Source organism: Streptomyces sp. NPDC026672 (assembly GCF_040638185.1).
GTDB lineage: Bacteria > Actinomycetota > Actinomycetes > Streptomycetales > Streptomycetaceae > Streptomyces.
Window position 1 is genome coordinate 206690 of sequence record NZ_JBEZXS010000001.1, and the last position, 25833, is coordinate 232522.

A 25833-nucleotide genomic window follows, 5' to 3' on the forward strand; every position below is an offset into this window, starting at 1 on the left:
GACCCCCGTCGGCCCTTGAGAGGACCTCGTCCTCAAACGCCGGACGGGCTGAGTGGTGCGGCGGGGCGGGACTCGCTCCCGCCGTTCCGGCCCCTGCCGGCGACGGCGGGATCCGGCCGGATCGGTGGGGCCGTCCGCCAGGAATACGCTCGGCACGAGGGGTGCTGATGCGGGCGGAGGTGGTCGGTCGTGGCCGAGGGGCAGGACGACGAGCGGGCGTACCGGGTCGAGCACGACTCGATGGGAGAGGTGCGGGTCCCCGCGGACGCCAAGTGGCGGGCGCAGACGCAGCGGGCGGTGGAGAACTTCCCGATCTCCGGGCAGCGCATCGAGCGCGCCCACATCGAGGCGCTGGCCCGGATCAAGGGTGCCGCCGCGAAGGTGAACGCCCGGCTCGGAGTGCTGGACGAGGACCTGGCGCGGGCGATCCAGGACGCCGCGGCCGAGGTCGCGGAGGGCGCGTGGGACGCGCACTTCCCGGTCGACGTGTTCCAGACCGGGTCCGGGACCTCGTCGAACATGAACACCAACGAGGTCATCGCCACCCTCGCCACCGAGCGGCTCGGCCGGGACGTGCACCCCAACGACCACGTCAACGCCTCGCAGTCGTCCAACGACGTCTTCCCGTCGTCCCTGCACATCGCCGCCACCGCCGCGGTCACCCGTGATCTGATCCCCGCCCTGGAGCACCTGGCCGCCGCGCTCACCCGCAAGTCGGAGGAGTTCGCGGACGTCGTGAAGTCGGGCCGCACCCACCTCATGGACGCCACGCCGCTCACGCTCGGCCAGGAGTTCGGCGGCTACGCGGCCCAGGTGCGCCACGGCGTCGAGCGGCTGCGTTCGTCCCTGCCCCGGCTGGCCGAGCTGCCGCTGGGCGGCACGGCCGTCGGCACCGGCATCAACACCCCGCCCGGCTTCTCCGCGGCCGTCATCGAGGAGGTGGCCCGCGTCACCGGGCTGCCGTTCACCGAGGCCAGGGACCACTTCGAGGCCCAGGGCGCCCGGGACGGCATCGTGGAGACCAGCGGGCAGCTGCGCACCGTCGCCGTCGGGCTGACGAAGATCGCCAACGATCTGCGCTGGATGTCCTCGGGACCGCGCACCGGCCTCGCCGAGATCCGGCTGCCCGACCTCCAGCCCGGCTCCTCGATCATGCCGGGCAAGGTCAACCCGGTGATCCCGGAGGCCGTCCTGATGGTGAGCGCGCAGGTCATCGGGAACGACGTGACGATCACGACCGCGGGCGCGGCGGGCAACTTCGAGCTCAACGTGATGCTCCCGGTCCTCGCCCGCAACGTCCTGGAGTCCGTGCGGCTGCTCGCCAACGTCTCCCGGCTGCTGGCCGACCGCACGGTGGACGGCATCACGGCCGACCGGGAGCGCGCCCGCGAGTACGCCGAGTCGTCGCCGTCCGTGGTGACACCGCTGAACAGGTACCTCGGGTACGAGGAGGCCGCCAAGGTGGCCAAGAAGGCGGTGGCGGAGCGCAGGACGATCCGTCAGGTGGTGCTGGACGGCGGGTACGTGGAGCGCGGTGACCTCACCCTGGAGCAACTGGACGAGGCCCTGGATGTCCTGCGCATGACGCATCCGTGACGGGCCGCGGGCCATCGCGCGGCACGCGGCGAGAACCGTGACGCGCGCCGCAGCGTCGTATGCCTGCGGCACCTAATATCTGTGCATGGCAGACGGTGGTGGAGCGGTGAGACGCGTGGAGCGCGGTACGGCGACGGGCCCGGTGGACTTCTGGGCGCCGGGCGACCAGATCCTGTGGCGGTACCGGGAGAACGCCGGTGCGCGCGTCCACATCGCGCGCCCGGTCACCGTCGTGCGGGACGACGCGGAGCTGCTGGCCGTGTGGCTGGCGCCGGGCACCGAGTGCGTCAAGCCGGTGCTGGCCGACGGGACGCCCGTGCACGTCGAGCCGCTGGAGTCCCGGTACACCAAGCCCCGCGGCGTGGCGCACGGGCGCTGGCTCGGCACCGGTGTGCTGAAGCTGGCCAGGCCGGGCGAGCCCTGGTCGGTGTGGCTGTTCTGGGAACCGGGCTGGGAGTTCAAGAACTGGTACGTCAACCTGGAGGAACCGCTGGCCCGTTGGCACGGCGGTGTGGACTCCGAGGACCACTTCCTGGACATCTCCGTGCATCCGGACCGCAGTTGGCACTGGCGGGACGAGGACGAGTTCGCGCAGGCGCAGCGGGACGGGCTGGTGGACGCCCCGCTCGCGGCGCGGGTGCGGGAGGCCGGCCGCGCCGCGGTGTCGGTGATCAGGGCGTGGGGCGCGCCGTTCAGCGAAGGCTGGCAGCAGTGGCGCCCGGACCCCTCCTGGGAGGTACCGTCACTGCCCGAGGACTGGGACCGTACGCCCGCGCACGTGTCCACATGAGACCCTTGATGCGCCCCCGGTCCACAACCGTAGGATCGTCCTCCGCAAGGGCGCACGCACAACTCCCGGACTCTGCTCCGGGCTTGACCGAACGTCACCGAGGGGCGGCAGGACGTGAGCGAGGGGTACGAGGGCAACGCCGGTACGGGCCGCACCAGGGCCGCCGGCGGCACAGGAACAGCCTCTGACCACGTGGGAATTCCGTTCCCCGGGCACGTATTGCGGGTATCGGGATTTCTGCGGGACGAACTGCGCGCGCGGCGCGCAGCCCCGGACGGATGGATTCGACACGCGTGACGGAGCACCCCACCTCCTACGAACGCCCGCAGCCGGGCGCCGACCCCGCGGAGCCCCGCGGGGCGCTGCTGCATTCCTCGAAGCCGGCCGGCGCCGCATTACCCGCACAGGCCCGTACCGGCGAGACGCCCTCCGCACCGGCCACGGACACGCCCGGCGGCAAGGGGAAGGAGCCCCCAGTCAACGGCCCCGAACACTCCCAGCCGGCCACGGCGGAGACCGACGCGCACCGTCCGCGTCCCACGCCCGAGGCCATCCCGCCCCAGCCCGGCGCCGAGCAGGAGCGGGCCGGCGACGGCCAGGACCGCCGCACCGGGCGCGGGCTGCCGCCCGGACGCCCGATGCCGATGCGGCGGGACGGCGACCGGCTGCGCTTCGTGGGCGCCGCGACCCGGCGGATCGCCCGCGGCATCGACCTGGACGAGATCGTCATGGGCCTGTGCCGGGCGACCGTGCCGACGTTCTCCGACGCGATCCTGGTGTACCTGCGCGATCCGCTGCCCGTCGGCGACGAGCGTCCCACCGGGCCCGTGGTGCTGCGGCTGCGCCGCACCGACCGGATACCGGAGGACCGGGAGACCGAGGGCGGCTTCCTGTCGGCCCCGGTGCCGGAGTCGGACGCGGAGCTGGCGGGTCTCACGGGGCTGTCGGCGCTCACGTCCGAGCTGTGCGAGGTGCGGCCGGGCGGCGCGCTGAACGAGGTGCTGCGCGGTGTGCGGCCCGTGTTCGCGGACGCCCCTGCGGCGCGCGCCGCGCTGCCCGAACTGCTCGGCGAGGGCGGCGAGTCGCTGGTGCCCGGCGGCCAGCGGGCGATCCTGGCACCGCTGCGCGGCCGCCGCCGGGTGATCGGCGCGGCGCTGTTCCTGCGCCGGCCGGAGCGGATGGCCTTCGAGGCGGACGACCTGCTGGTGGCCGCCCAGCTGGCCACGCACAGCGCGCTCGGCATCGACAAGGCGGTGCTCTACGGCCGTGAGGCGTACATCGCCGACGAACTCCAGCGCACGATGCTGCCCGAGACCCTGCCGCGGCCGACGGGCGTGCGGCTGGCGTCCCGCTATCTGCCCGCGGCCGAGACGGCCCGGGTGGGCGGCGACTGGTACGACGCCATTCCGCTGCCGGGCAGCCGGGTCGCGCTGGTGGTCGGCGACGTCATGGGGCACTCCATGACCTCGGCGGCGATCATGGGCCAGCTGCGCACGACGGCGCAGACCCTGGCCGGGCTCGACCTGCCGCCGCAGGAGGTGCTGCACCACCTCGACGAGCAGGCGCAGCGGCTGGGCACCGACCGCATGGCGACGTGTCTGTACGCGGTGTACGACCCGGTCTCGCACCGCATCACCATCGCCAACGCCGGGCATCCGCCGCCGGTGCTGCTGCACCTGGGCGGCCGGGCCGAGGTGCTGCGGGTGCCCGCGGGCGCGCCGATCGGTGTGGGCGGGGTGGACTTCGAGGCCGTCGAGCTGGAGGCGCCGGCCGGGGCGACCCTGCTGCTGTACACGGACGGTCTGGTGGAGTCCCGGCTGCGGGACGTGTGGACCGGCATAGAGCAACTGCGCGAGAAGCTGGCCGCGACCGCGCAGCTCACCGGGCCCGACCATCCGCCGCCCCTCGAAGCGCTGTGCGACGAGGTGCTGGACATGCTCGGTCCGGGGGACCGGGACGACGACATCGCGCTGCTCGCGGCCCGCTTCGACGGGATCGCGCCGAGCGACGTGGCGTACTGGTTCCTGGAGCCGGAGGACGCGGCGCCGGGGCGGGCGCGGCGGCTGGCCCGGCGCGCGCTGTCGCGCTGGGGCATGGAGGAGCTCAGCGATTCGGTCGAGCTCCTCGTCAGCGAGGTCGTGACCAACGCCGTGCGCTACACGTCACGGCCGGTGACGCTGCGGCTGCTGCGGACGGACGTGCTGCGCTGCGAGGTCGGCGACGACGTGCCGCAGCTGCCCAGGCTGCGGCAGGCGCGGGCGACCGACGAGGGCGGGCGCGGGCTGTACCTGGTGAACCGCCTGGCCAGGCGGTGGGGCGCGACACGGCTGAGCACGGGCAAGGTGGTCTGGTTCGAGCTGAACCGGAATTAGATCTCGTCCAAAAGTTGCCGATGTCCCGATGGAGGAGTTCACTGACTGGGGTGAGCGAAACGGCCTGAGACCCACGTGCACGACGGGAGGACGCTCGTGACGCAGGCACCCCAGCAGGTCCCGTACACGACGAACAACGCCGGCATCCCGGTGGAGAGCGACGAACACTCGCTCACCGTCGGGTCCGACGGACCGATCCTGCTCCAGGACCACTACCTGATCGAGAAGATGGCCCAGTTCAACCGGGAACGGGTCCCCGAGCGGGTGGTCCACGCCAAGGGCGCGGGAGCGTACGGATTCTTCGAAGTCACCAACGACGTCAGCCAGTTCACCAGGGCCGACCTCTTCCAGCCCGGGAAGCGCACGGAGATGCTGGCGCGCTTCTCGACGGTCGCCGGGGAGCAGGGCTCGCCGGACACCTGGCGCGACCCGCGCGGTTTCGCGCTCAAGTTCTACACGGAGCACGGCAACTACGACCTGGTGGGCAACAACACACCGGTCTTCTTCGTCCGTGATCCGCAGAAGTTCCAGGACTTCATCCGCTCGCAGAAGCGCCATCCGGCCACCGGGCTGCGCAACAACGACATGCAGTGGGACTTCTGGACGCTGTCCCCCGAGTCCGCGCACATGGTGACGTGGCTGATGGGCGACCGCGGCATCCCGAAGACCTACCGGAACATGAACGGCTACTCGTCCCACACCTACATGTGGGTCAACGCCGGCGGCGAGCGGTTCTGGGTCAAGTACCACATCAAGACGGACCAGGGCATCGACCACCTCACCCAGGAGGAGGCGGACCGGCTCGCCGGCAGCGACGGCGACGTCCACCGCCGTGACCTGTACGAGGCGATCGAGTCCGGGAACGCGCCGAGCTGGACCATGTACGTCCAGGTCATGCCGTTCGAGGACGCGCCGGACTACCGGTTCAACCCGTTCGACCTGACCAAGGTGTGGCCGCACGGCGACTACCCGCTGATCGAGGTCGGCCGGATGACGCTGGACAGGAATCCGGACAACTACTTCGTCCACATCGAGCAGGCCGCGTTCGAGCCGTCCAACATGGTGCCGGGCATCGGCCCGTCGCCGGACAAGATGCTGCTCGGCAGGCTGTTCTCGTACCCGGACACCCACCGGTACCGGATCGGCCCCAACTACGCGCAGCTGCCGCCGAACCGCCCGCACTCACCGGTCCGTTCGTACGCCAAGGACGGCCCGATGCGCTACGAGGCGGCGGCCACCGGCGCGGTGTACGCGCCGAACTCCTTCGGCGGCCCCGCGGCCGGGGAGCAGTTCGGCGACATCGCCGGCTGGCGGACGGCGGGCGAGATGGTGCGCGAGGCGTACGCCCTGCACGCCGAGGACGACGACTGGGGCCAGCCCGGCACGATGGTGCGCGAGGTCCTGGACGACGCGGCCCGCGACCGGCTGGTCTCCAACGTCGGCGGGCACCTCCGCCAGGGCGTGAGCGCCCCTGTGCTGAGCCGGGCGTTCCAGTACTGGCGCAACATCGACAAGGAGACCGGCGACCGGATCGCCCACCAGGTCAACGGCGACGCGGGCTGACCGGTCCGCCTCGTCCTACTGGTCGTCACCTGGGCGGACGGGGTCCAGGGTGATCCCGTCCGTCGGGCTCTGCGTCGGCGGGGTCGGTGTCTCGGTCGTGGGTGACTGGGACGGCGGCTCCGTCGTCGGGGACTCGGACGGGGTGTTCGACGGGCTCTCGGAGGTCGGCGGGGCCGACGTGGGGGTCTCGCTCGGGCTCTCGGAGGTGGGCGGCGCCGAGGTCGGGGTGCGGGTCGGCTCGACCGCCGCGCCCTGGTCGGTGTCCAGGTCGAACTTCGCCCGGTCGGTCACGCCGAAGGTGTACGCCGCCCAGATCTGCGCCGGGTAGCCGCCGCCGTTGATGCGGCCCTTGCCCGGGATCAGGCCCGTCGCGCCCGCGAGGGAGACGTGGTTCTGCGTCTTGGCGTCCTCGCCGAACAGACCCACCGAGGTGACCAGGTCGGGCGTGTACCCGGTGAACCAGGCCGACTTGTTCTCGTCGGACGTACCGGTCTTGCCCGCCACCTGCTGGCCGTCGCGCTCCGGGTTGTTGGCCACCGACTGCCGCGCCGTGCCGTCGTCGACCACGCCGGTCAGCACCGACGTCACGGTGTCCGCCGCCGTGCGGCTGATCACCCGGTCGCCCACGGGGTCGGGGATCTCGACGCTGCGGTTCTTCTTCTCCGCCGACTTCAGGATCGACGGCGTGACCTTCTTGCCGTGGTTGTCGAGCGTGGCGTAGATCCCGGCCATCTCCAGGGGGCTCGCGCCCATGGAGCCGAGGGTCTGCGCGGGCACGGCCTGCATGCCCTTGGTGTCCATGCCGAGTTCCTTGGCGGTGTCCATCACGCGCTGCATGCCGACGTCCACGCCCATCTGCGCGAACACCGAGTTCACGGACTTGTTCATCGCCTGCTGGACCGTGATGTCGCCGTAGTCCTGGTCGTCCTCGTTGGGCGGGCCGAAGCCGACCTTGGCGCCGTGGTCGAGGACCTGGCGGCCGCTGGTGCCGTCGTACACCGCGTCGGGGTCGATCGGATCGCCGTCCTGGGTCCTGGCGTCCGCCTCCATGGCGGCGGCCAGGATGACCGGCTTGAACGTCGACGCGGGCTGGTAGTCCCGGCGGGTCGCGTTGCTGAAGTAGTGCTTGTAGTAGTCGACGCCGCCGTACAGCGCCACGATGCGGCCCGTCTTCGGGTCGACCGAGACGGCGCCGGCCTGCACGTTCCCGTCGACCTTGCGCTTCTTCGGGTCGAGCTTGCCGGTCAGTTCGCCCTTGACCGCCCGCTCCAGCTGCGCCTGCTTCTTGCGGTCGACGTTGAGGGTGATGGTCCAGCCCTGGTCGACGACGGCGCTCTCCGCCTGGGACGGGGTGAGGCCCTCCTGATCCATGAGCTGCCGTTCGAGCTGCTGGTTGGCCAGCTCGACCAGATAGCCCTTCTGCCCCTCCAGGCCCGGCGCCCCCTTGGGTGTCAGCGGCACCGGGAACTTCATGCCCGCCCGGTCGGACCGGTTCAGCCAGCCCTCCTCCACCATGTTGTCGAGGACGTAGTTCCAGCGCGCCTGCACCAGCCGCTTGCTCGTGTCCGAGGCGACGGCCCAGTCGTACTGGCTCGGCGCCTGGAGCAGCGCGGCGAGGTAGGCGCCCTGCTCGACCGTGAGGTCCTGCGCGTCGACGCGGTAGTACGCCTGGGCGGCGGCCTGGATGCCGTAGGCGTTGCGGCCGTAGTAGCTGGTGTTGATGTAGCCCGCGAGGATGTCGTCCTTGGACGTCTGGCGGTCCACCTTCAACGAGATGACCAGCTCCTTCAGCTTGCGCGTGACGGTCTGGTCCTGGTTGAGGTAGTAGTTCTTGACGTACTGCTGGGTGATCGTCGAGCCGCCCTGCTTGCCCCTGCCGGACAGGGTGTTGAGCAGACCGCGGGCGGTGCCCCTGAGGTCGACGCCGGCGTCCTTGTAGAAGGTCTTGTTCTCGGCGGCGACGAAGGTCAGCTGGACCTTGCGCGGCACCTTGGACAGGTCGACGATCTCGCGGTTGACCTCGCCCTTGCGGGCCAGGACCGTGCCGTCGCTGTACTTGTAGACGTTGCTCTGGCGCTGGGCGGCGACGTTGCCCGCGGGAACGTCGACGACGAGGTAGAGCACGACGAACGCGCCGATGCACAGCAGACAGAAGCCGAGGAACGTGCCGAGGATCTTCTTCCAGGTGAAGAGTCCGCGTATGCCGCCCTTGCCCGAGCGGTTCCTGGGCGCCGCGCGGCGCCGTCCGGCGCGCTTGCGCGCTCGTCTCTCGTCCGCTCGTCCCATGGGTTCCTACGCTCCGCTTCCGTCTCACCTGGCTCAGGTCGGCTCGGGTCAGCTCTGAAAACTAACACCGCCGTATGCGACAAAGGGCCCTCGATCCGCTCTTTTGCGGACGTGACAATCAGCACCCGTTCCATGGGAACCGACGGCCGACGGCGCCGGATGGTTGCCTCCGGGACACGCCCCCGCCGGGCCGTCCGCTGTGACAGAACCGTGACAATCGGTTCCCACCTGCACATCCGCACACGGGGCCAGGGTCTGCGCACTCCGCGTATACACCCCGCGTATACACCGTGTGTAGAGTGCTCGCATGTCCATCGGTCACACCCTCCTAGGGCTCCTGGAGTCCGGCCCCCGACACGGTTACGACCTGAAGCGGGCCTTCGACGAGAAGTTCGGTCACGACCGGCCGCTGCACTACGGCCAGGTCTACTCGACGATGTCGCGCCTGCTGAAGAACGGGCTCGTCGAGGTCGACGGGATCGAGGCCGGCGGCGGCCCCGAGCGCAAGCGCTACGCCATCACCGACGCCGGGATCACCGACGTCGACAGCTGGCTGGCGAAGCCCGAGAAGCCGGAGGAGTACCTCCAGTCGACCCTCTACACCAAGGTCGTCCTCGCGCTCCTCACCCACCGCGACGCCGCCGACGTCCTCGACACCCAGCGCGCCGAGCACCTGCGCAGCATGCGCGCCCTGACCGAGCGCAAGCGCAAGGGCGACCTCGCCGACCAGCTCATCTGCGACCACGCCCTCTTCCACCTGGAGGCCGACCTGCGCTGGCTGGAACTGACCGCCGCGCGGCTCGACAGGCTCGGTGCGGAGGTGACCCGATGACGCCTCCCGCGGGTTCGCTGCTCACCGCCGAGGAGCTGCGCAAGACGTACGGCCCGACCGTCGCGCTCGACGGCGCCGAGTTCTCCATCCACCCCGGCGAGGTCGTCGCCGTGATGGGCCCCTCCGGCTCCGGCAAGTCGACGCTGCTGCACTGCCTCGCCGGCATCGTGCCGCCCGACTCCGGTTCGATCCTCTACGACGGCCGGGAGATGGCCACGATGGGCGACGCGCAGCGCAGCAGGCTGCGGCGCTCCGAGTTCGGCTTCGTCTTCCAGTTCGGCCAGCTCGTCCCGGAGCTCACGTGCGTGGAGAACGTGGCGCTGCCGCTGCGGCTGAACGGCACCTCCCGCAAGGAGGCCGAGCGGACCGCGCTCACCTGGATGGAGCGGCTGGAGGTCGACGACCTGCGGGGCAAGCGGCCCGGTGAGGTCTCCGGCGGCCAGGGGCAGCGGGTCGCCGTGGCCCGGGCGCTGGTCACCGGCCCCCGGGTGCTGTTCGCCGACGAACCGACCGGCGCGCTGGACTCCCTCAACGGCGAACGCGTCATGGAACTGCTGACCGACGCGGCCCGCTCCACGAACGCGGCCGTCGTCCTGGTCACCCACGAGGCCCGGGTCGCCGCCTACTCCGACCGCGAGATCGTCGTGCGCGACGGCAGGTCCCGGGACATGGAGCGGACCGCGTGAGGGCGGGGCGGTGGGGGCGGGACCTCACGATGGGGGCCCGGTTCGCGTTCACCGGCGGGCGCGAGGGGTGGGTCAGGGTGCTGCTGACCGCCGTCGGCGTCGGCCTCGGCGTGGCGCTGCTCCTGCTGACGACCGCGGTCCCCCATGTGATGAAGGTCCGGCACGACCGCGAGGAGGCCCGGCTCGACTACACCTACGCGCAGGAGGTGCCGCCGCGCGCCGACAACACGTTCGTCGTGGCCGACGTCGACACGACGTTCCGGCACGAGGACGTCCGCGGCCGGCTGGTCGAGCCCGAGGGCCCGCGCGCCCCGCTGCCGCCGGGTGTGGCGGCGTACCCGGCGGCCGGCACGATGGTGGTCTCGCCCGCCCTGCGGGACCTGCTCGCCTCCCCCGACGGCCGGCTGCTGCGGGAGCGGCTGCCCTACGACGTCGTCGGCACCATCGGCGAGAGCGGGCTCATCGGCTCGCACGAACTCGCCTACTACGCGGGCGCCGAGGGGCTCGCCGCGCGACTCGACGGTGCGCGGGTGGCCCGCATCGACCGGTTCGGCAACCCCCACCCGACCCCGCAGCAGACCGACCCGGTCCTCGTCCTGCTCACGCTCGTCATGTTCATCGTGCTGCTGATGCCGGTCGCCGTGTTCATCGCCGCGGCCGTACGGTTCGGCGGCGAGCGGCGCGACCGCAGGCTCGCCGCGCTCCGGCTGGTGGGCTCCGACAGCGGGATGACCCGGCGGATCGCGGCGGGCGAGGCGATGGCCGGGGCGCTGTTCGGACTGGTCCTCGGCACCGGCTTCTTCCTGGCGGGGCGGCAGGCCGCGGGCTCCGTCGAACTGCTCGGGATCAGCGTGTTCCCCAGCTATCTCGACCCCTCACCGCTGCTGGTCGCGCTGGTCGCCGTGGCGGTCCCGGCGGCCGCGGTGCTCGTCACCCTGTTCGCGCTGCGCGGGGTCGTCATCGAACCGCTCGGCGTGGTGCGCACCGCCCGGCCCGCGCGCCGGAGGCTGTGGTGGCGGCTGCTGCTGCCGCTGGCCGGGCTCGCGATGCTGTACCCGATGGTCGGCCAGGGCCGGGACGGCGGGAACTTCAACCAGTACCTGGTCACCGGCGGTGTCGTCCTCATCCTCGTCGGGGTCACCGCGCTGCTGCCGTGGATCGTGGAGGCGGTCGTCGCCCGGCTGGGCGCCGGCTCGGTCTCCTGGCAACTGGCCGTACGGAGGCTCCAGTTGAGCAGCGGCACGGCGGCCCGCATGGTCAACGGCATCGCGGTGGCGGTGGCCGGGGCGATCGCGCTCCAGATGCTGTTCGCCGGGGTGCAGGGCGACTACACGAAGCAGTCGGCCAAGGACCTCAGCCGGGCGCAGATGGAGGTGAGCGTGCCGGGCGGGGCCGGACTCACGGCGGCGGCCGGCCGGTTCGCCCGCACCGAGGGGGTGCGCCGGACCGTCGCGCTGTCCACGGACTACCTCGGCGACCGGCGCGTGAACCCCGAGCACAGCTCGCAGACGACGGTCGGGGACTGCGCGGCCCTGCGCGAGGTGGCGACGCTGCCCTCCTGCCGCGACGGTGACGTGTTCCTGGTCCGCGGCGGCGAATACGACACCGACACCCCGAAGCTCGCGACGGCCGGGCGGCAGCTGTTCTTCGACCCCTCCTACGACGACGAGCACCACCGCGAGATCGCGTGGACCGTACCGGCCGGGATGAAGGAGGCGCGGGCCGTCGAGGATCCGACCGGGGTGCGGCGCGGCGGCTTCCTGATGACGCCGAGCGCGCTGCCGAAGGGTGCCGCACAGGTTCTCCAGGGCTCGGTGTTCCTGTCGCTGGACCGGTCGGTCCCCGACGTCGAGGAGCACGTGCGCAACACCGCGGCGGCCGTGTCGCCGCTGGCGTACGCGATGACGTGGGCGGCCACCGAGCAGTCGGACCGGTTCACGTCGATCCGGACCGGGCTGTTCGTCGGCGCGACCTGTGTGCTGGCGCTGATCGGGGCGAGCCTGCTGGTGTCGCAGCTGGAGCAGTTGCGCGAGCGCCGCAAGCTGCTGTCGTCGCTGGTCGCCTTCGGCACCCGGCGGCGCACGCTGGGCATGTCGGTGCTGTGGCAGACGGCCGTTCCCGTCGCCCTCGGGCTGGTGCTGGCCACGGTGGTGGGCCTGGCCCTCGGCGCGGTGCTGCAGCGGCTGACCTCCGTGCCGGTGGGCGTGGACTGGGCGAGCGTGGGGGCGATGACCGGCATCGGCGCGGCGGTCGTCCTCACCGTGACCCTGCTGAGCCTCCCCCCACTGGCCCGCCTGATGCGGGCCGAGGGCCTGCGCACCGAGTAGCCCGGCACCGCACGGGCCCCGCCCCCTCGCGTGATGCGCACCGCGCGGACCACCGCCGGTGCGCATCACGCCGCGGCCCGCGCCCCAGGGCTTGTGCCGGTCCCGCGACGAGCCCGGACGGAGGTCACTCGCGCAGGCCCGCCGACTGCACCGCCCCGCGGCGCAGGGCGAGGCCGGCCGGGACGACCGCAGAGAGCACGGCGAGCACCGCGCAGGCACCCACGGCCGCCGCGAGCGCCGCCCAGGGCATCTCGACGGACGTCCGCACCGAGAGCAGGCGCAGCGCGCCCCACATGCCCCACAGGTTGGCCCCGGCGACCAGCGCTCCCAGCAGTCCGCCGACCGCGACCACCAGCAGCGCCTCGGCGCCCACCAGGCGCAGTACCTGCCCCCTGGTGGCGCCGGCCAGCCGCAGCACAGCCAGGTCGCGGACCCGGTCGGCGGTGGCCGTCACCATCGTGTTGGCCAGCGAGATGCCGGTGTAGAGGAGCGCGATCCCGAGGACCAGGAAGAAGCCCGCCCGGGTCGTCCGGTCGGTCGCGGGACGCGTCGCCCGCACCCAGGCGTCCCCGGTGCGGACCTCCCCGCCCGACCCCCGCGCCGCCGCCCGCAGACCGGCCGCCACGGTGCCCGCGTCAGCACCTTCCGCGAGGCGCACGTCGACCCGGTCGGCAGGCGCCGCGGGGGCGTTGCGCGGGGTGACGTAGACGCCGTTGTCGCCGGTGCCGACGGTCATGACCGCGGCGATCCGCAGGGACTTCCTCGTGCCGTCGCCGAGCCACACGTCCACCCGCTCGCCCACGGTGTGCTCCTCCCACTCCTCGTTGACGATGATCGAGTCGTCGTCCAGGTCACGCGCCCTCCCCGCGGCGAGCGGGAGCCGGGCCGTCGCCGCGAGCGGCCCCGGTTCGACGGCCCTGGCATCGGACCTGATGAGGGCCGCGCCGTCCTCCAGGACGTACACGGCGCTCGACGAGCTCGCCGAGACCTCGGCGCCGGACACGGCGCGAAGCCGCCGCAGCGTCGTACGGTCGAAGCCGGTGTCGTCCGCCGCGGTGACCACGAAGTCGGCGGCCGTCCGCTCGCGCGCCTCGGTGGCCTTCGCCTCGCCGAGGGTCGCGGTGGCTCCGAGCAGCGAGCCCGCCAGCGCGACCGTGACCAGGACGGGCGCCGCGACGGCGGCGGTGCGGCGGACCCCGGCGGCGGCGTTCTCCCGCACCAGCATCCCGCCCGCTCCGGGCAGTCGGGCCGGCAGCCAGGCGATCAGCCGGGTCAGGGGCCGCACCGGCACCGGTGCGAGCAGCGCCACCGCGGTGATCAGCAGCATCGGCCGGCTCACATAGGTCTTGCGCTGCAGCAGGTCGCCCGGGTCCGTCACCAGGGCCAGGGCCAGTGTCCCCGCGGCGGTGATCAGCAGGGCCGCGCCGATCAGCAGGCGGCCCCGCGTCATCACCCGGGTGTCCACGGACGCCTCGCGCAGTGCCTCGGTGGGACCGATGCGCCCCGCCGACCGGGACGCGGCCGTCACCCCGCACAGGGCCGTGAACAGGCCCGTCCAGAACGCCATGTGGTAGGGCCAGGTGTGCTCGCCGATGGTGAACCGGCGAGGTGCGAGGCCCTCCTCGACCGCCCACTCGGCGAGCCTCGGAGCCCCGTGGGAACCGAGCACACAACCGGCGGCCGAGGCGAGCACCCCGACCACGAGCGCCTCGAGGACGACCATGCGCCGGATCTGCCCCGGGGTCGCCCCCGCCGTGCGCAGCAGCCCGAACTCGCGGCGCCGCTGGGCCACCGAGAACGCGGAGGTCGAGGCCACCACGAACACCGACACGAACCCGGTGACACCGCCGGCCGTGCCGAACAGGGCGTTCATCGCGGTGCGGGCCTCGCCGTCCCGGTCGGGGTCGGCGTCGGCGTACCGGCGCGCGTCCCCGGTGAGGACCTGGACGCCCTCGCCGCCGCGCACCGCCGCGCGCACGGCCGCCGCGTCGGCGTCGACCACGAGCTGGAGGCTGCGCGGCGACAGTTCGGCGGCGCGGGCGTCCGGGTAGAACACGGCGTTCTCGAAGCCGAGCCCGGCCACGGTGCCGACGACGCGGACGGTGCCGCGGTCGGTCCGCACCCGGGTGCCCGGCCGGGCCCAGCCGCCGCTGACGACGACCTCGTCCGCGGCCTCGGGCGCGCGTCCCGCGTCGAGTTCGTACGGCGCGAAGGCCGCGGTGGACCAGGGGTGGCCCACCAGGTCGGTGGGCCCGCCCGCGGCCCGCACGGAGAACGACCTGTCCTCGACGACGGTCCCGAGGCGCCGCAGTCTCGCGACCGCGTCGTCGGGCACGGGACGCGGCTGCGCGAGCTTCCGGGTGCGGTCGCCGGTCGAGGTGGGCACGTCGAGGGTGTCCTGGCCCCTGACGACGACCGGCGCCGCGGCGAACCGCTCCGGCCCCCGGTCGGGTGTGTCCGGCGAGGACGCCAGGGCCAGCCCCATGACGGCGATCAGCGCCACCCCGAGGGAGAGGGCGACGAAGCTGCCGGCGAAGGTGATCCAGCGGGTGCGCAGGGTGCGCAGCGTGACGCTCAGCACGGCACCGCCTCCAGCTCGGTCATGCGCGCCGCGATGTCCTCGGCACGGGCTCCGACCAGTTCGCCGTTGACACGGCCGTCGACGAGGAGGACGACGCGGTCGGCGCGGGAGGCGGCGACGGGGTCGTGGGTGACCATGACGATCGTCCGGCCGTCCCGGTCGACCATGCCGCGCAGCAGGGTCAGCACCTCGTGGCCCGCCCGCGAGTCGAGCGCGCCGGTGGGCTCGTCGCCGAACAGCACGTCGGGGCGGGTGATCAGGGCGCGGGCCAGGGCGACCCGCTGCTGCTGACCGCCGGACAGCTCCGACGGCCGGTGCCGTGCCCGGTCGCCGAGTCCGACCTGTCGGAGCGCCTCGCGCACCTGGTCCTTCTTCGGGCGGCGGCCGGCCAGCCGCAGCGGCAGGGCCACGTTCTGCTCGGCGGTCAGCGAGGGCAGCAGGTTGAACGCCTGGAACACGAAGCCGATGCGTTCTCGGCGCAACAGGGTCAGCCTGGTCTCGCTCAGCCCCGTCAGTTCCGTGTCGCCCAGGGTGACCGAGCCCGATGTGGGCCGGTCCAGGCCGGCGGCGCACTGGAGCAGGGTGGACTTGCCGGATCCGGACGGGCCCATGACGGCGGTGAACGTCCCCCTCGGGAAAGCGAGCGTCACCTGGTCGAGGGCCGTGACGGACGTACCGCCCGAGCCGTGCCGCCGGGTCACGGAGCGCATGCGGATTCCGTCGTTGCTCATGTGTTCCCCCACCTGTACCTGCTCCTTCTTGTCGGTGCCTCCACGAAACCGCGCCACCCCCTCGTGACGCAGTGGGGCCGGACCGAGACCTGGGGTAGGGCCGGCCCTACCCCGATGACGGGGGCCGGACCGATGGCACCGGCCGACGAGACCCCTTTACGGTCATGCACATGCACCCTCGACACGTGTGGCGGGCCATGTCCCGGCCGGGCTTCCTGCTGTCGGCCTGGCCCTGGCGCTCCGCCGCGTATCTGCTCACCGGCGCGGTCACCGGCGGCGCCGTTCTGGTGGGGATCGTGACGGCGGCGGCGGTCTGCGCGGTCCTCTCCGTCGTCCTGGTGGGGCTGCCGCTGCTCGTCCTGGTCGCCCTCGGCGGAATCCCGGTGGCCGGGGTGGAGCGGCGCAGGCTGCGCCTGATGGATCACGCCCCGGTGTCCGGCCGGCACCGGGTGCCGGCCGCGCCGGGACTGCGGGCCTGGCTGACCACGCGGCTGCGCGAACAGGCGACCTGGCGGGAACTCGGCTACACGCTGCTGTTCGCCGGGCTGCTGTGGCCGGTCGACGCCCTGGTGGTCACGGTCGCGCTGTTCCTCCCGCTGTCCATGGTCGCCACCCCGCTGCTGATGGCCACGGTCGGCGACGGCCACGAGACGAAGGTGCTCAAGCAGTGGACGGTCACCACCTGGCCGACCGCTTTCGGCGTCGCCCTGCTGGGCCTGCTCCTGATGGGGGTCTGCGCTTACGTGCTCGGCGTCACGGCGGGCGCCCGCGCCGAGCTGGCCCGGCTGCTGATCGCCTCCCGCGAGGGCGAGCTCGGCGCCGAGGTGGTCGAACTGGCCCGCTCCCGCGTCCGGTTGGTGGACGCCTTCGAGGCCGAGCGGCGCCGTATCGAGCGCGATCTCCACGACGGCGCCCAACAGCGCCTGGTGGCCCTGACGATGGCCCTGGGGCTGGCCCGCCTCGACGCCCCGCCCGGTCCGCTCGCCGATCAGCTCGCCCGGGCCCACGAGGAGGCGGGCAGGGCGCTCACGGAACTGCGCGAGCTCATCCACGGCATCCACCCCAAGGTCCTCACGGACTACGGCCTTCGGGCGGCGGTCGCCGACGCCGCCGAGCGCTGCGCGGTCCCCGTCGACGTCGACCTCGAACTGGCGGGCCGGCCGGGCCGGGCGGTCGAGTCCGCGGCGTACTTCGTGGTCTGCGAGGCGCTGGCCAACGTCGCCAGGCACAGCGGGGCCGGCCGGGCGTGGGTGAGCGGCGGTCATCGCGACGGACGTCTGTTCCTGGAGGTGCGCGACGACGGCCGCGGCGGCGCGGACGTCTCGGCGGGCAGCGGCCTCACCGGTCTCGCGGACCGGGTGTCGGTCCTGGATGGCAGACTTGTGCTGACCAGTCCGCCGGGTGGACCGACTCTGTTGCGTGTGGAGTTTCCTTGCGAGTTGACCGAGGCGGCCGATCGCTGCGCGTAGTGCTGGCCGAAGACAGCGTGCTGCTGCGGGAAGGGCTCGTCGGCCTGCTCGGCCGCTGCGGCCACGAGGTGGTGTCGGCCGTCGGGGACGCGCGGGCGCTGGTCACCGCGGTCGAGGAGCACGCCCCCGACATCGTGGTGACGGACGTGCGCATGCCGCCCTCCTTCCAGGACGAGGGCCTGCACGCGGCGGTGCGGCTGCGCGCGAAGCGCCCCACCCTGCCGGTTCTGGTCCTCAGTCAGTACGTGCAACGGACGTACGCCGCCGAACTCCTGGACTCCGGTGACGGATCGGGCGTCGGCTATCTGCTCAAGGACCGGGTCGGCCAGGTCGAGGAGTTCGTCGCGGCGCTGCACGAGGTGGCGGACGGCGGGACGGTGGTCGACCCCGAGGTGGTGCGCCAGTTGCTGCGCCGCCGCCGTGATCCGCTGGAGCAGCTCACCCCGCGCGAACGCGAGGTGCTGGCGCTGATGGCCGAGGGCAGGTCGAACGGCTCGATCGCCAAGGAGCTGGTGGTGTCCGAGGCCGCGATCGGCAAGCACATCGGCAACATCCTCACCAAGCTGGACCTGCCGCAGACGGACGGGACCCACCGCAGGGTCCTGGCCGTCCTCACCTATCTGCGGGGCTGACGCCGACCGGACGGACCGGGAGCGGGTCAGGGCCGTCCTGATCAACGCACGGTGTGCCACGATCGACGTGGACCAACCCATGGGAAGTGCCCGCGATCCGGGTTCCTTCCCTGCTGCAAGGAGAGCCTGTGCTCACTGTCGGTGACAAGTTCCCCGAGTTCGACCTCACGGCCTGCGTCTCACTGGAGAAGGGCCGGGAGTTCGAGAAGATCAACCACAAGACCCACGAGGGCAAGTGGAAGGTGATCTTCGCCTGGCCCAAGGACCACGACGACCTGCGCGACCTGCCGTTCCCGATGATGGCCGACTCGAAGCACGAGCTGATGCGCGATCTCGGCATCGAGGACGAGGAGGGCTTCGCCAAGCGCGCGGTCTTCGTCGTGTGCAACTGGAGCAAGGGCGACGACACCCTCGACCCGGTCGAGCTGCTGGCCGGTGAGTGACCGATGTCCCTCGACTCCCTGAAGTCCCGCGTACCGGACTACGCCAAGGACCTGAAGCTCAACCTGGGCTCGGTCATCGGCAATTCGGACCTGTCGGCGCAGCAGCTGTGGGGCACGGTGCTGGCGACCGCCATCGCCTCGCGCTCCCCCGTCGTGCTGCGCGAGCTGGCGCCGGAGGCCAGGGCGAACCTCAGCGCCGAGGCGTACACGGCCGCGAAGTCGGCCGCCGCGATCATGGCGATGAACAACGTCTTCCACCGGACCCGGCACCTGCTGTCCGACCAGGAGTACGGCACCCTGCGCGCCGGGCTGCGGATGAACGTCATCGGCAACCCGGGCGTGGAGAGGGTCGACTTCGAGCTCTGGTCGTTCGCGGTCTCCGCCGTCAACGGCTGCGGCACGTGCCTCGACTCGCACGAGCAGGTGCTGCGCAGGGCCGGCGTCGACCGGGAGACGGTCCAGGAGGCGTTCAAGATCGCCTCGGTGATCCAGGCGGCGGCCTCCACCCTGGAAGCGGAAGCCGTTCTGGCCGACATCGAGTAGACACCGGTGTTTCCGGGGCCCCGTTCGGTTCTACCGGGCGGGGCCCTCGGTGTTGTCGGAGCCGTCCTCGGGGGCCGCGCCCCCGGACCCCTCTCCGGCCTGGACGGCCTCGTCCTCGGGCGCCGGACGGTCCGGTTCGTCCGGGTCCGGCCCGGCGGGGACCATCCCCAGCGAGTACGCCCGCAGGTAGCTCACCACCGTGTTGGTCACCGCCACCAGCGGCACGGCGACGACCGCGCCGCCGATCCCGGCGACCATGCCGCCCGCCGCGACGGACAGCACCACCGCGAGCGGATGCACCCGCACGGCCCGGCCGAGGATGAACGGCTGGAGGACGTGGCCCTCGATCTGCTGGACCGCGAGCACCACCGCGAGCGTCATCACCGCCGCGAACACGCCCTGGGTGACCAGCGCGACGACCACCGCGAGCGCACCGGAGGCGACGGCGCCCACGAGCGGGATGAACGAGAACAGGAAGATGAACACGGCCAGCGGGACGGCCATCGGGACGTCCAGGAAGTAGATGCCCAGGCCGATGAAGATGGCGTCGATCAGGGCCACTATCACCGTGCCGCGCACATACGCGGTCAGCGTCCGCCAGGCCCGCGGGCCGGCGCCCGCGATCGCCGGACGGGCCGCGGCGGGCACCAGCTTCAGGCTCCACTCCCAGATGCGGCGGCCGTCGTAGAGCAGGAACAGCGTCGAGAAGACCGTCAGCAGGATGCCGGTCAGGGCCTCGACGATGACCTGGACGCCCTCCAGCCCCGCCGAGGTGATCTGGTCGGTGTTGGCGCCGACCGCCTCCCGCAGGTTCTTCGCTATCTGGTTGATCTGCTTGTCGGTGACGTGGAAGGGGCTGTTCAGCAGCCACTTGCGCAGCTCGTCGATGCCGTCCTGGATCTGGTTGGAGAGCGTGTCGATGTTCTCCATGACCTGCCAGGTCACGAACCAGCCGATCAGCCCCATGATGACGAAGCCGAGGAACGCGGTGAGCGCGGTGGCGGGCCCGCGCGGCACGCCGTGCCGGCGCAGCCGGGCCACGGTCGGCTGGAGCACCGCCGTGATGAGCAGCGCGGTGACGAACGCCAGGACCACCAGCTGCACGGCGCTGATGACCCGCATCAGCACCCACACGGTGCCCGCGAGGACCAGGAGCCGCCAGCCCGCCTCGGCCGCCACCCGTACACCCCACGGCACGGCCTGGACGGGATCGGGACGGGTGGGGGCGACAGCGGGGGCGGTGGGCTTCCGCTCGGCGGGCGGCCGGGCGGCGGGACGCTCGGACCGCCGTGCGGGGGCGGGGGGTTCGGGATCGTGCCGGGAGTGCTCCTGCTCCACCTCGGCCCTGCGGGCGTCGAGCCGCTCGCTCATCTCCGTCAGGCGGGCTCCCAGCCGGCCCAGCCACCCTGGCACTCGTGACATGATCCGCTCTCTTCCCCCGTGTCCCTGGGTGTTGCCCACCACTCCCCCCTGGAGTCGTCGGTTCGACCGTACATGGAGACAGCCCCTCCCCCTAGGACGGGGAGGGGCTGTGCCGGGTTGAGCGCGGAAGAAACTTCCGGATGCCTAGTACCAGTGGTTGGCCTGCCAGAACGACCACGCGGCGCAGGGGCTGCCGTAGCGGCCGTTCATGTAGTTGAGACCCCACTTGATCTGCGTGGCCGGGTTGGTCTGCCAGTCGGCACCGACGGACGACATCTTGGACCCGGGCAGGGCCTGGAAGAGGCCGTAGGCGCCGGAAGAGGCGTTGACCGCACGGTAGTTCCAGCTGGACTCGTGGTCCACGATGTTGCTGAAGCACTGGAACTGGCCGCTCGCGACCACCTGACGCGCCATCGCCTGGATCTGCGCGACGGTATACGAGCTCTGAATGGGGAAGCTGGCGGCGCTCGCGCTCTTGCTGCGGCTGGCGGCCTTCTCGGCGTCCGCCCGCTCCTTGGCCAGCTTGGCCGCCTTCTCGGCGGACTCCTTCTTGGCGACCGCGGTCTCGGCGGCAGCCTTGCGGGCCGCTGCCTCCGCGTCCTTCTTGGCGCTGGCGTCGGCCTGGATGGCCTGCGCGTCGGCCTGCTGGGTCAGCGACGCGGTCTGCACCTGCGCCTGCTGTCCGGCCGGTATGTCGGCGAGAAGCGTCGCGTCTGCTGCCATCGCCTCGGCGTCGTTGGTCTGCGCGGTGCTGCCCGAGGCAACACCCACGACGCTTCCGACAGCGGTGACCGCGGTGGCCGAGGCCACTGCGAATCCCCGGACCGAAATCCGGCTCACACGGTTTCCTTCCAGCGTCGCCCGCTTCGGTGACCCTGGCGGACGCAATCGTGCCCCTGGCGCTGGCCTCCCAACTGCTCGGTCACGGGAGGCGCGGACCCGGTGGGCAACTCTCGCGAGGAGAGCGCCGCGTGAAGCTCGGGCGGCATGCGACGTCGACTATGCAGTTGGCGGTGGTGCTTCTGTGGTGCCGTACCGCTGGGGGTACACCTGTGTCGCATGCGGGGCCTGACAGGAGTGAGACTCTGCCGTAACCCGACACCGCGAGGCAATTCCGAGTTGCGTGTGAAAGCTCACATCCCGTTTGGCCCAGGCGTTTTTCGCAACCTCCCGCACATGCCGGCGCCGCCCGGCTAGGCTCAAGCCTTTGCCGGGCGGCGCCAACCAGCGAGTAACCGACCCAAGTTGAACACTCGGGTCAGATGTGTCCGTCCTCCAGCATTTCGGTCACAAGTGCGGCGATCCGGGACCTCTCGGACCGCGTCAGGGTGACGTGGGCGAAGAGCGGGTGCCCCTTCAGCTTCTCCACTACGGCGACCACACCGTCGTACCGGCCGACCCTGAGGTTGTCGCGCTGGGCGACGTCATGGGTCAGCACCACCCGGGAATTCGCGCCGATCCGGGACAGAACGGTCAGCAGGACGTTCCGTTCCAGCGACTGCGCCTCGTCCACGATCACGAACGCGTCGTGCAGCGAGCGGCCGCGGATGTGGGTCAGCGGCAGGACCTCCAGCATCCCGCGCGCGGTGACCTCCTCGATGACCTCACGGCTGGTGACCGCGGAGAGGGTGTCGAAGACCGCCTGCGCCCAGGGGCTCATCTTCTCGGCCTCGGAGCCCGGCAGATAGCCCAGTTCCTGCCCGCCCACCGCGTACAGCGGTCGGAAGACCATCACCTTCTGGTGCTGGCGGCGCTCCAGGACCGCCTCCAGGCCCGCGCACAGCGCCAGCGCCGACTTGCCGGTGCCGGCCCGGCCGCCCATCGACACGATGCCCACGTCCGGGTCGAGCAGCAGGTCGAGCGCGATGCGCTGCTCGGCGCTGCGGCCCTTGATGCCGAACGCCTCCCGGTCGCCGCGCACCAGTCGGACGTTGCCCTCCGCCGTGACCCGGCCGAGGGCCTTGCCCCGCTCGGACTGGACGGTCAGACCCGTGTGCACGGGGAGGTCGGACGCCTCCGGCACGTACACATGGCCCTCCTCGAAGAGGATGTCGACCTGTTCCCCGGACAGGGTCAGCTCGGACATCCCCGTCCAGCCGGAGGAGTCCGTGATGGCGAGTTCTGCGCGGTACTCCTCCGCGAGCAGGCCCACGGACGACGCCTTGATCCTGAGCGGGAGGTCCTTCGAGACGACGGTGACGTCGTACCCCTCGGCCTGGAGGTTGCGGGCCACCGCGAGGATGCGGGAGTCGTTGTCCCCCAGGCGGTAGCCGCTGGGCAGCACGCTGGGGTCCGAGTGGTTGAGCTCGACACGGACGGTTCCGCCGAGTTCCCCGATCGGGATGGGGGCGTCGAGGCGGCCGTGCCGGACCCGGTAGTCGTCCAGCAGGCGCAGCGCCTGCCGGGCGAAGTAGCCGAGTTCCGGATGGTGCCGCTTGGCCTCCAGTTCCGTGACCACGACGATCGGGAGCACGACCTCGTGCTCGTCGAAACGGGTCAGGGCGTTCGGGTCGGCCAGCAGGACGCTGGTGTCGAGAACATAGGTGCGCCGGTCGGGCTTACGACGCTTTGTGCTGGTCACCACGGAAGGACGTACCCCCTCGGATGAGGTCGGGGAGCGACGGAAAGGAAGCCGGGCCGGGAGGACGGGAAAGACCAGGCCGGTCCGCGGCCCCCGCGAACGGCGGGCCGGCGACCGGCCCTCCGCGGCTGCTTCCGCGCGGTGACCGCACGGTCGGGCTGGTGCAAAGGGCCTCCCGGGCGGACGGCCCCGTGCCGTCCGCTGAGATACGACACCCGTGGTTCGGGCGTCGACCTGGTGTGTCTATGCCCTCGAACATGCGACGCCATGCAACGGCCGCGGTCGACGCACCGGTGAACACCTTGTTACGTCTGCCGCGGCCGTGGTCGTCCGGGGTGTGCGTCAGCCTCCGTAGCGCCGGTGGCGGGCGGCGTAGTCGCGCAGGGCGCGCAGGAAGTCGACCTTGCGGAAGGCCGGCCAGAAGACCTCGCAGAAGTAGTACTCCGAGTGCGCGGTCTGCCACAGCATGAATCCGGACAGCCGCTGCTCGCCGCTGGTGCGGATGACGAGGTCGGGGTCGGGCTGGTCGCCGGTGTAGAGGTGGCGGCCGATCATGTCGACGTCGACGGACTCGGCGAGGTCCTCCATGGACACGCCCCGGTCCTGGGCGTCCAGGATCATCGAGCGGACGGCGTCGGCGATCTCCTGCCGGCCGCCGTAGCCGATGGCGACGTTGACCAGTATCCCCTTGACGTGCGCGGTGGCCTCCTCGGCCTCCTTGAGCGCCGTCTGCATCGGGGAGGGCAGCAGATCGGGGGTGCCGACGTGGTGCACCCGCCAGCGGCCGTCGGCGGCGAGGGTGCGGACGACGTCCTCGATGATGCCGAGGAGCGGGACGAGCTCCTCCTCGGCGCGGTCGAAGTTGTCCGTGGACAGCAGCCACAGGGTGACGACCTCGACGTCGGTCTCGCTGCACCAGCCGAGGAACTCCTCGATGTTCTCGGCACCGGCCCGGTGACCGTGGACGGTGCTGGAGCCCGCGGCCTTCGCCCAGCGGCGGTTCCCATCCATGATGACGCCGATGTGCTTGGGCACCTGAGCGTGGTCCAGGTGGCCTTCCACCCGGCGTGCGTACAGCCTGACCAGGAGGCCGCGCAGCTTGTCGCGCAGGTTCACGTGTTTGTCAGCCCCTCCGTACGGTGCGGTCCCCGCGGGGGCAGCCTACCCCCGTGGCGCACGGGCCGTGTTGCGGGTGCGGCGGGGGCGCGGGGGTGGTTCGCCCGGCGTTTCCGGGCTTGTTGCGGCTCGTTCCTGCTCGCACCGGACCCGTTCCCGCTCGCGCCGGACGTGTTCCGGCCTCCGGACGTGTTCCGGCCGGACATGAAAAAACGGGCCGGTCCGTGGGGGGGAGACGGACCGGCCCGAGGGGGGGTTTCCACCATAACCCTTTGTAAGTGATGCTGCGTGCATCGGCGTGCCACAAATACTCTCCGTAGTCATCCGGCGACGGCGGGGTGAGCCGGAAACCCCTTGATCGGGGGCCGATGTGGCTGATTCGCAGCGGATTCCCAGGGAAATCAGCCACAGATGAAGGGATCATGAGGGTTCGGGAGGCCCGGCGGCCGAGGCGCGCGACACACGGCCGTCCCCCCGACGGGCTACCCCCGCAGCGAACGGTGGCTTGACGGGCGCACGGAGGCATTACGGCACCGCGCAGCCCCCTCCACTGCACGGTGCCGCCCGCGCAGCTTTGCTCACGCGAATTACCTTGGTCTGAACTTACGGGAGCAGTCGTTCGAATGCGAGCCGTTCGCGATAACGATGTGGAAACTCCGTGCGTGTCGCGCGCCCGGACGCACCGGCGGTTCCCGGCCGATTCCACCGCGCGGGGCGCACCGGTTTCGGCCGTCGGCCGTGCAGGCTCCCGCGCGGGGCGCGCTAGCGGTCCGGTTTGCGGGCGTCGAAGAGGTGCCGCGTGCTGTGGGCCACGAAGGGGCCTTCGGCCTCGATCCGCTCGTGCAGGGCGCGCAGCCGGGGCTCGTACGCCTCGACGGTGAAGCCGGGGACCAGCCAGATCACCTTGCGCAGGAAGTGGACGACCGCGCCGATGTCGTGGAACTCCATCCGCAGCCGCTGGCTCCGCAGCCCGGCGATCTCCAGCCCGGCCGCCTCGGCGTCGGCGCGCTCCCGTACGGGGTCGCGGCCGGTGCGCGCCCGCGGGGGCTGGGGGCCGAGGAAGTACTCGACGAGTTCGATGACGCTGGCGGGACCGACGTGCTGGGCGAAGTAGGTGCCGCCCGGGCGCAGCACGCGGGCGATCTCGTGCCAGTGGGGGCTCACGGGGTGGCGGCTGAGGACGAGGTCGAAGGCGCCGTCGGCGAAGGGCAGCGGCGCGTCCTCGGCCGCGGCGACGACCGTGACGCCGCGCGGCTCCAGCAGGGCGGCGGCCCGGGTGACGTTGGGCGGCCAGCCCTCGGTGGCGGCGAGCAGACGGGGCCGGGCGGGGGCCGCCGCGCCGAGCGCGAAGTCCAGGACCTCGCCGCCGCCGGTCTGCACGTCCAGCGCGGCGTCGGCACGGGCGAGACGGCCGGCGGCGGAACGGGCGTACCCCCAAGAGGGCCGTTCCTCGCTGGCCCTGCCCTCGAACCAGGAGAAGTCCCATCCGTCGGTGGCCACGGCGCCCCCCTCGGCGACGAGCCGCTCGAAGCCGCGGTCGAGGTCGGGGGCAGGGTCGGGGGCGCGGTCTCGGGGGTCTGCCATGGGGCCGAGCATGACAGGGGGGCGAGGGCGACCGCGCCTGGTTTTCCCGGGGCGGTGGGACGGACGGCGGGGGGCGGCGGGACGGGGTGGGCCGGGGCACGCCGGGGTGGGCCGAGGGGTAGCGGGGCGGCGAGGTGGCGGGGTGGGAGTCGGCCGCCAGGTAGGCATTCTCCGGCTCGAAGGAGTTGGAGAAGGCATGCCTGGAGGTCGCTGGACGGCGGGGCGACCAGGCGGCGGGACCGCGCAGCCGGGCAACGGGCGGCGGGCGGCCAGGCCGCG

General features: G+C 72.2%; 19 protein-coding genes. 11 read left to right on the forward strand and 8 right to left on the reverse strand.

Translation table 11 applies throughout. The features are described 5' to 3' along the window. Window positions 1–189 precede the first annotated feature (189 nt). From AB0F77_RS00900 to AB0F77_RS00915, 4 genes are all read left to right on the forward strand, one after another. Complete coding sequence (locus AB0F77_RS00900; protein ID WP_361939186.1) at window positions 190–1596, forward strand: class II fumarate hydratase; 1407 nt, start codon at window positions 190–192, stop codon at window positions 1594–1596. Between the two features lie 85 nt (window positions 1597–1681). After that, window positions 1682–2386: a DUF402 domain-containing protein gene (locus tag AB0F77_RS00905; protein ID WP_361939189.1), complete on the forward strand. Its 705-nt coding sequence runs from the start codon at window positions 1682–1684 to the stop codon at window positions 2384–2386. Window positions 2387–2664: 278 nt separating this feature from the next. Further along, on the forward strand, window positions 2665–4758 hold the full coding sequence (locus tag AB0F77_RS00910) for a SpoIIE family protein phosphatase (RefSeq protein WP_361939192.1): 2094 nt from the start codon (window positions 2665–2667) through the stop codon (window positions 4756–4758). Window positions 4759–4854: 96 nt separating this feature from the next. Beyond that, on the forward strand, window positions 4855–6321 hold the full coding sequence (locus AB0F77_RS00915; protein WP_361939195.1) for a catalase: 1467 nt from the start codon (window positions 4855–4857) through the stop codon (window positions 6319–6321). A 15-nt stretch (window positions 6322–6336) separates the two neighbouring features. On the opposite strand, the gene AB0F77_RS00920 is transcribed toward AB0F77_RS00915, so the two are convergent. After that, window positions 6337–8607 (reverse strand): transglycosylase domain-containing protein, encoded by a 2271-nt coding sequence (locus AB0F77_RS00920; RefSeq protein ID WP_361939198.1) that lies wholly within the window; start codon window positions 8605–8607, stop codon window positions 6337–6339. A 307-nt stretch (window positions 8608–8914) separates the two neighbouring features. Between AB0F77_RS00920 and AB0F77_RS00925 the strand changes: the two genes are divergently transcribed. Genes AB0F77_RS00925 through AB0F77_RS00935 form a run of 3 tightly spaced genes read left to right on the forward strand, consistent with a single transcriptional unit; the run spans window position 8915 to window position 12452 of the window. Then, the gene (locus tag AB0F77_RS00925) at window positions 8915–9439 is read left to right on the forward strand and encodes a PadR family transcriptional regulator (protein WP_361939201.1); all 525 of its coding nucleotides are present in this window, start codon (window positions 8915–8917) and stop codon (window positions 9437–9439) included. Beyond that, complete coding sequence (locus AB0F77_RS00930; protein WP_361939204.1) at window positions 9436–10125, forward strand: ABC transporter ATP-binding protein; 690 nt, start codon at window positions 9436–9438, stop codon at window positions 10123–10125. The genes AB0F77_RS00925 and AB0F77_RS00930 overlap by 4 nt, the downstream gene beginning before the upstream one ends. Continuing rightward, entirely contained in the window at window positions 10122–12452 is a 2331-nt protein-coding gene (locus AB0F77_RS00935; protein WP_361939207.1) for an ABC transporter permease, read from the forward strand. Before AB0F77_RS00930 ends, AB0F77_RS00935 begins: the two co-directional genes overlap by 4 nt. Before the next feature lie 124 nt (window positions 12453–12576). Here AB0F77_RS00935 and AB0F77_RS00940 read toward each other — a convergent pair whose 3' ends face one another. Together AB0F77_RS00940 and AB0F77_RS00945 are read right to left on the reverse strand one after the other, a co-directional pair. After that, window positions 12577–15033 (reverse strand): ABC transporter permease, encoded by a 2457-nt coding sequence (locus AB0F77_RS00940; RefSeq protein ID WP_361939210.1) that lies wholly within the window; start codon window positions 15031–15033, stop codon window positions 12577–12579. Further along, on the reverse strand, window positions 15027–15764 hold the full coding sequence (locus AB0F77_RS00945; RefSeq protein WP_361939213.1) for an ABC transporter ATP-binding protein: 738 nt from the start codon (window positions 15762–15764) through the stop codon (window positions 15027–15029). Before AB0F77_RS00945 ends, AB0F77_RS00940 begins: the two co-directional genes overlap by 7 nt. Before the next feature lie 197 nt (window positions 15765–15961). On the opposite strand from AB0F77_RS00945, the gene AB0F77_RS00950 reads away from it, so the two are divergent. The 4 genes from AB0F77_RS00950 to AB0F77_RS00965 all read left to right on the forward strand — a co-directional run bounded on the left by AB0F77_RS00950 (window position 15962) and on the right by AB0F77_RS00965 (window position 18851). Further along, complete coding sequence (locus tag AB0F77_RS00950) at window positions 15962–17233, forward strand: sensor domain-containing protein (protein ID WP_361939646.1); 1272 nt, start codon at window positions 15962–15964, stop codon at window positions 17231–17233. After that, complete coding sequence (locus AB0F77_RS00955) at window positions 17197–17865, forward strand: response regulator transcription factor (protein WP_361939216.1); 669 nt, start codon at window positions 17197–17199, stop codon at window positions 17863–17865. The genes AB0F77_RS00950 and AB0F77_RS00955 overlap by 37 nt, the downstream gene beginning before the upstream one ends. A gap of 128 nt (window positions 17866–17993) precedes the next feature. Next, complete coding sequence (locus AB0F77_RS00960) at window positions 17994–18308, forward strand: hypothetical protein (protein WP_361939219.1); 315 nt, start codon at window positions 17994–17996, stop codon at window positions 18306–18308. A gap of 3 nt (window positions 18309–18311) precedes the next feature. Then, on the forward strand, window positions 18312–18851 hold the full coding sequence (locus AB0F77_RS00965; RefSeq protein ID WP_361939222.1) for an alkyl hydroperoxide reductase: 540 nt from the start codon (window positions 18312–18314) through the stop codon (window positions 18849–18851). Window positions 18852–18881: 30 nt separating this feature from the next. Here the strand turns inward: AB0F77_RS00965 and AB0F77_RS00970 are convergent, their stop codons facing one another. The 5 genes from AB0F77_RS00970 to AB0F77_RS00990 form a co-directional block, all read right to left on the reverse strand. Beyond that, complete coding sequence (locus tag AB0F77_RS00970) at window positions 18882–20273, reverse strand: AI-2E family transporter (RefSeq protein WP_361939225.1); 1392 nt, start codon at window positions 20271–20273, stop codon at window positions 18882–18884. Between the two features lie 144 nt (window positions 20274–20417). Further along, window positions 20418–21113 (reverse strand): lytic transglycosylase domain-containing protein, encoded by a 696-nt coding sequence (locus tag AB0F77_RS00975; RefSeq protein WP_361939228.1) that lies wholly within the window; start codon window positions 21111–21113, stop codon window positions 20418–20420. A gap of 418 nt (window positions 21114–21531) precedes the next feature. Beyond that, window positions 21532–22857: a PhoH family protein gene (locus AB0F77_RS00980; protein ID WP_361939231.1), complete on the reverse strand. Its 1326-nt coding sequence runs from the start codon at window positions 22855–22857 to the stop codon at window positions 21532–21534. A gap of 339 nt (window positions 22858–23196) precedes the next feature. After that, on the reverse strand, window positions 23197–23970 hold the full coding sequence (locus AB0F77_RS00985; protein ID WP_361939235.1) for an isoprenyl transferase: 774 nt from the start codon (window positions 23968–23970) through the stop codon (window positions 23197–23199). Between the two features lie 762 nt (window positions 23971–24732). Continuing rightward, the gene (locus AB0F77_RS00990) at window positions 24733–25554 is read right to left on the reverse strand and encodes a class I SAM-dependent methyltransferase (protein ID WP_361939237.1); all 822 of its coding nucleotides are present in this window, start codon (window positions 25552–25554) and stop codon (window positions 24733–24735) included. Window positions 25555–25833: the final 279 nt, after the last annotated feature.

Bases quoted from the DNA above. Each gene is read 5' to 3' on its own strand.
- AB0F77_RS00910 (WP_361939192.1), top strand. From the start codon at position 2,665: ATGGATTCGACACGCGTGACGGAGCACCCCACCTCCTACGAACGCCCG.
- AB0F77_RS00920 (WP_361939198.1), bottom strand. From the start codon at position 8,607: ATGGGACGAGCGGACGAGAGACGAGCGCGCAAGCGCGCCGGACGGCGC.
- AB0F77_RS00930 (WP_361939204.1), top strand. From the start codon at position 9,436: ATGACGCCTCCCGCGGGTTCGCTGCTCACCGCCGAGGAGCTGCGCAAG.
- AB0F77_RS00925 (WP_361939201.1), top strand. From the start codon at position 8,915: ATGTCCATCGGTCACACCCTCCTAGGGCTCCTGGAGTCCGGCCCCCGA.
- AB0F77_RS00970 (WP_361939225.1), bottom strand. From the start codon at position 20,273: ATGTCACGAGTGCCAGGGTGGCTGGGCCGGCTGGGAGCCCGCCTGACG.
- AB0F77_RS00990 (WP_361939237.1), bottom strand. From the start codon at position 25,554: ATGGCAGACCCCCGAGACCGCGCCCCCGACCCTGCCCCCGACCTCGAC.
- AB0F77_RS00945 (WP_361939213.1), bottom strand. From the start codon at position 15,764: ATGAGCAACGACGGAATCCGCATGCGCTCCGTGACCCGGCGGCACGGC.
- AB0F77_RS00965 (WP_361939222.1), top strand. From the start codon at position 18,312: ATGTCCCTCGACTCCCTGAAGTCCCGCGTACCGGACTACGCCAAGGAC.
- AB0F77_RS00950 (WP_361939646.1), top strand. From the start codon at position 15,962: ATGTCCCGGCCGGGCTTCCTGCTGTCGGCCTGGCCCTGGCGCTCCGCC.
- AB0F77_RS00905 (WP_361939189.1), top strand. From the start codon at position 1,682: ATGGCAGACGGTGGTGGAGCGGTGAGACGCGTGGAGCGCGGTACGGCG.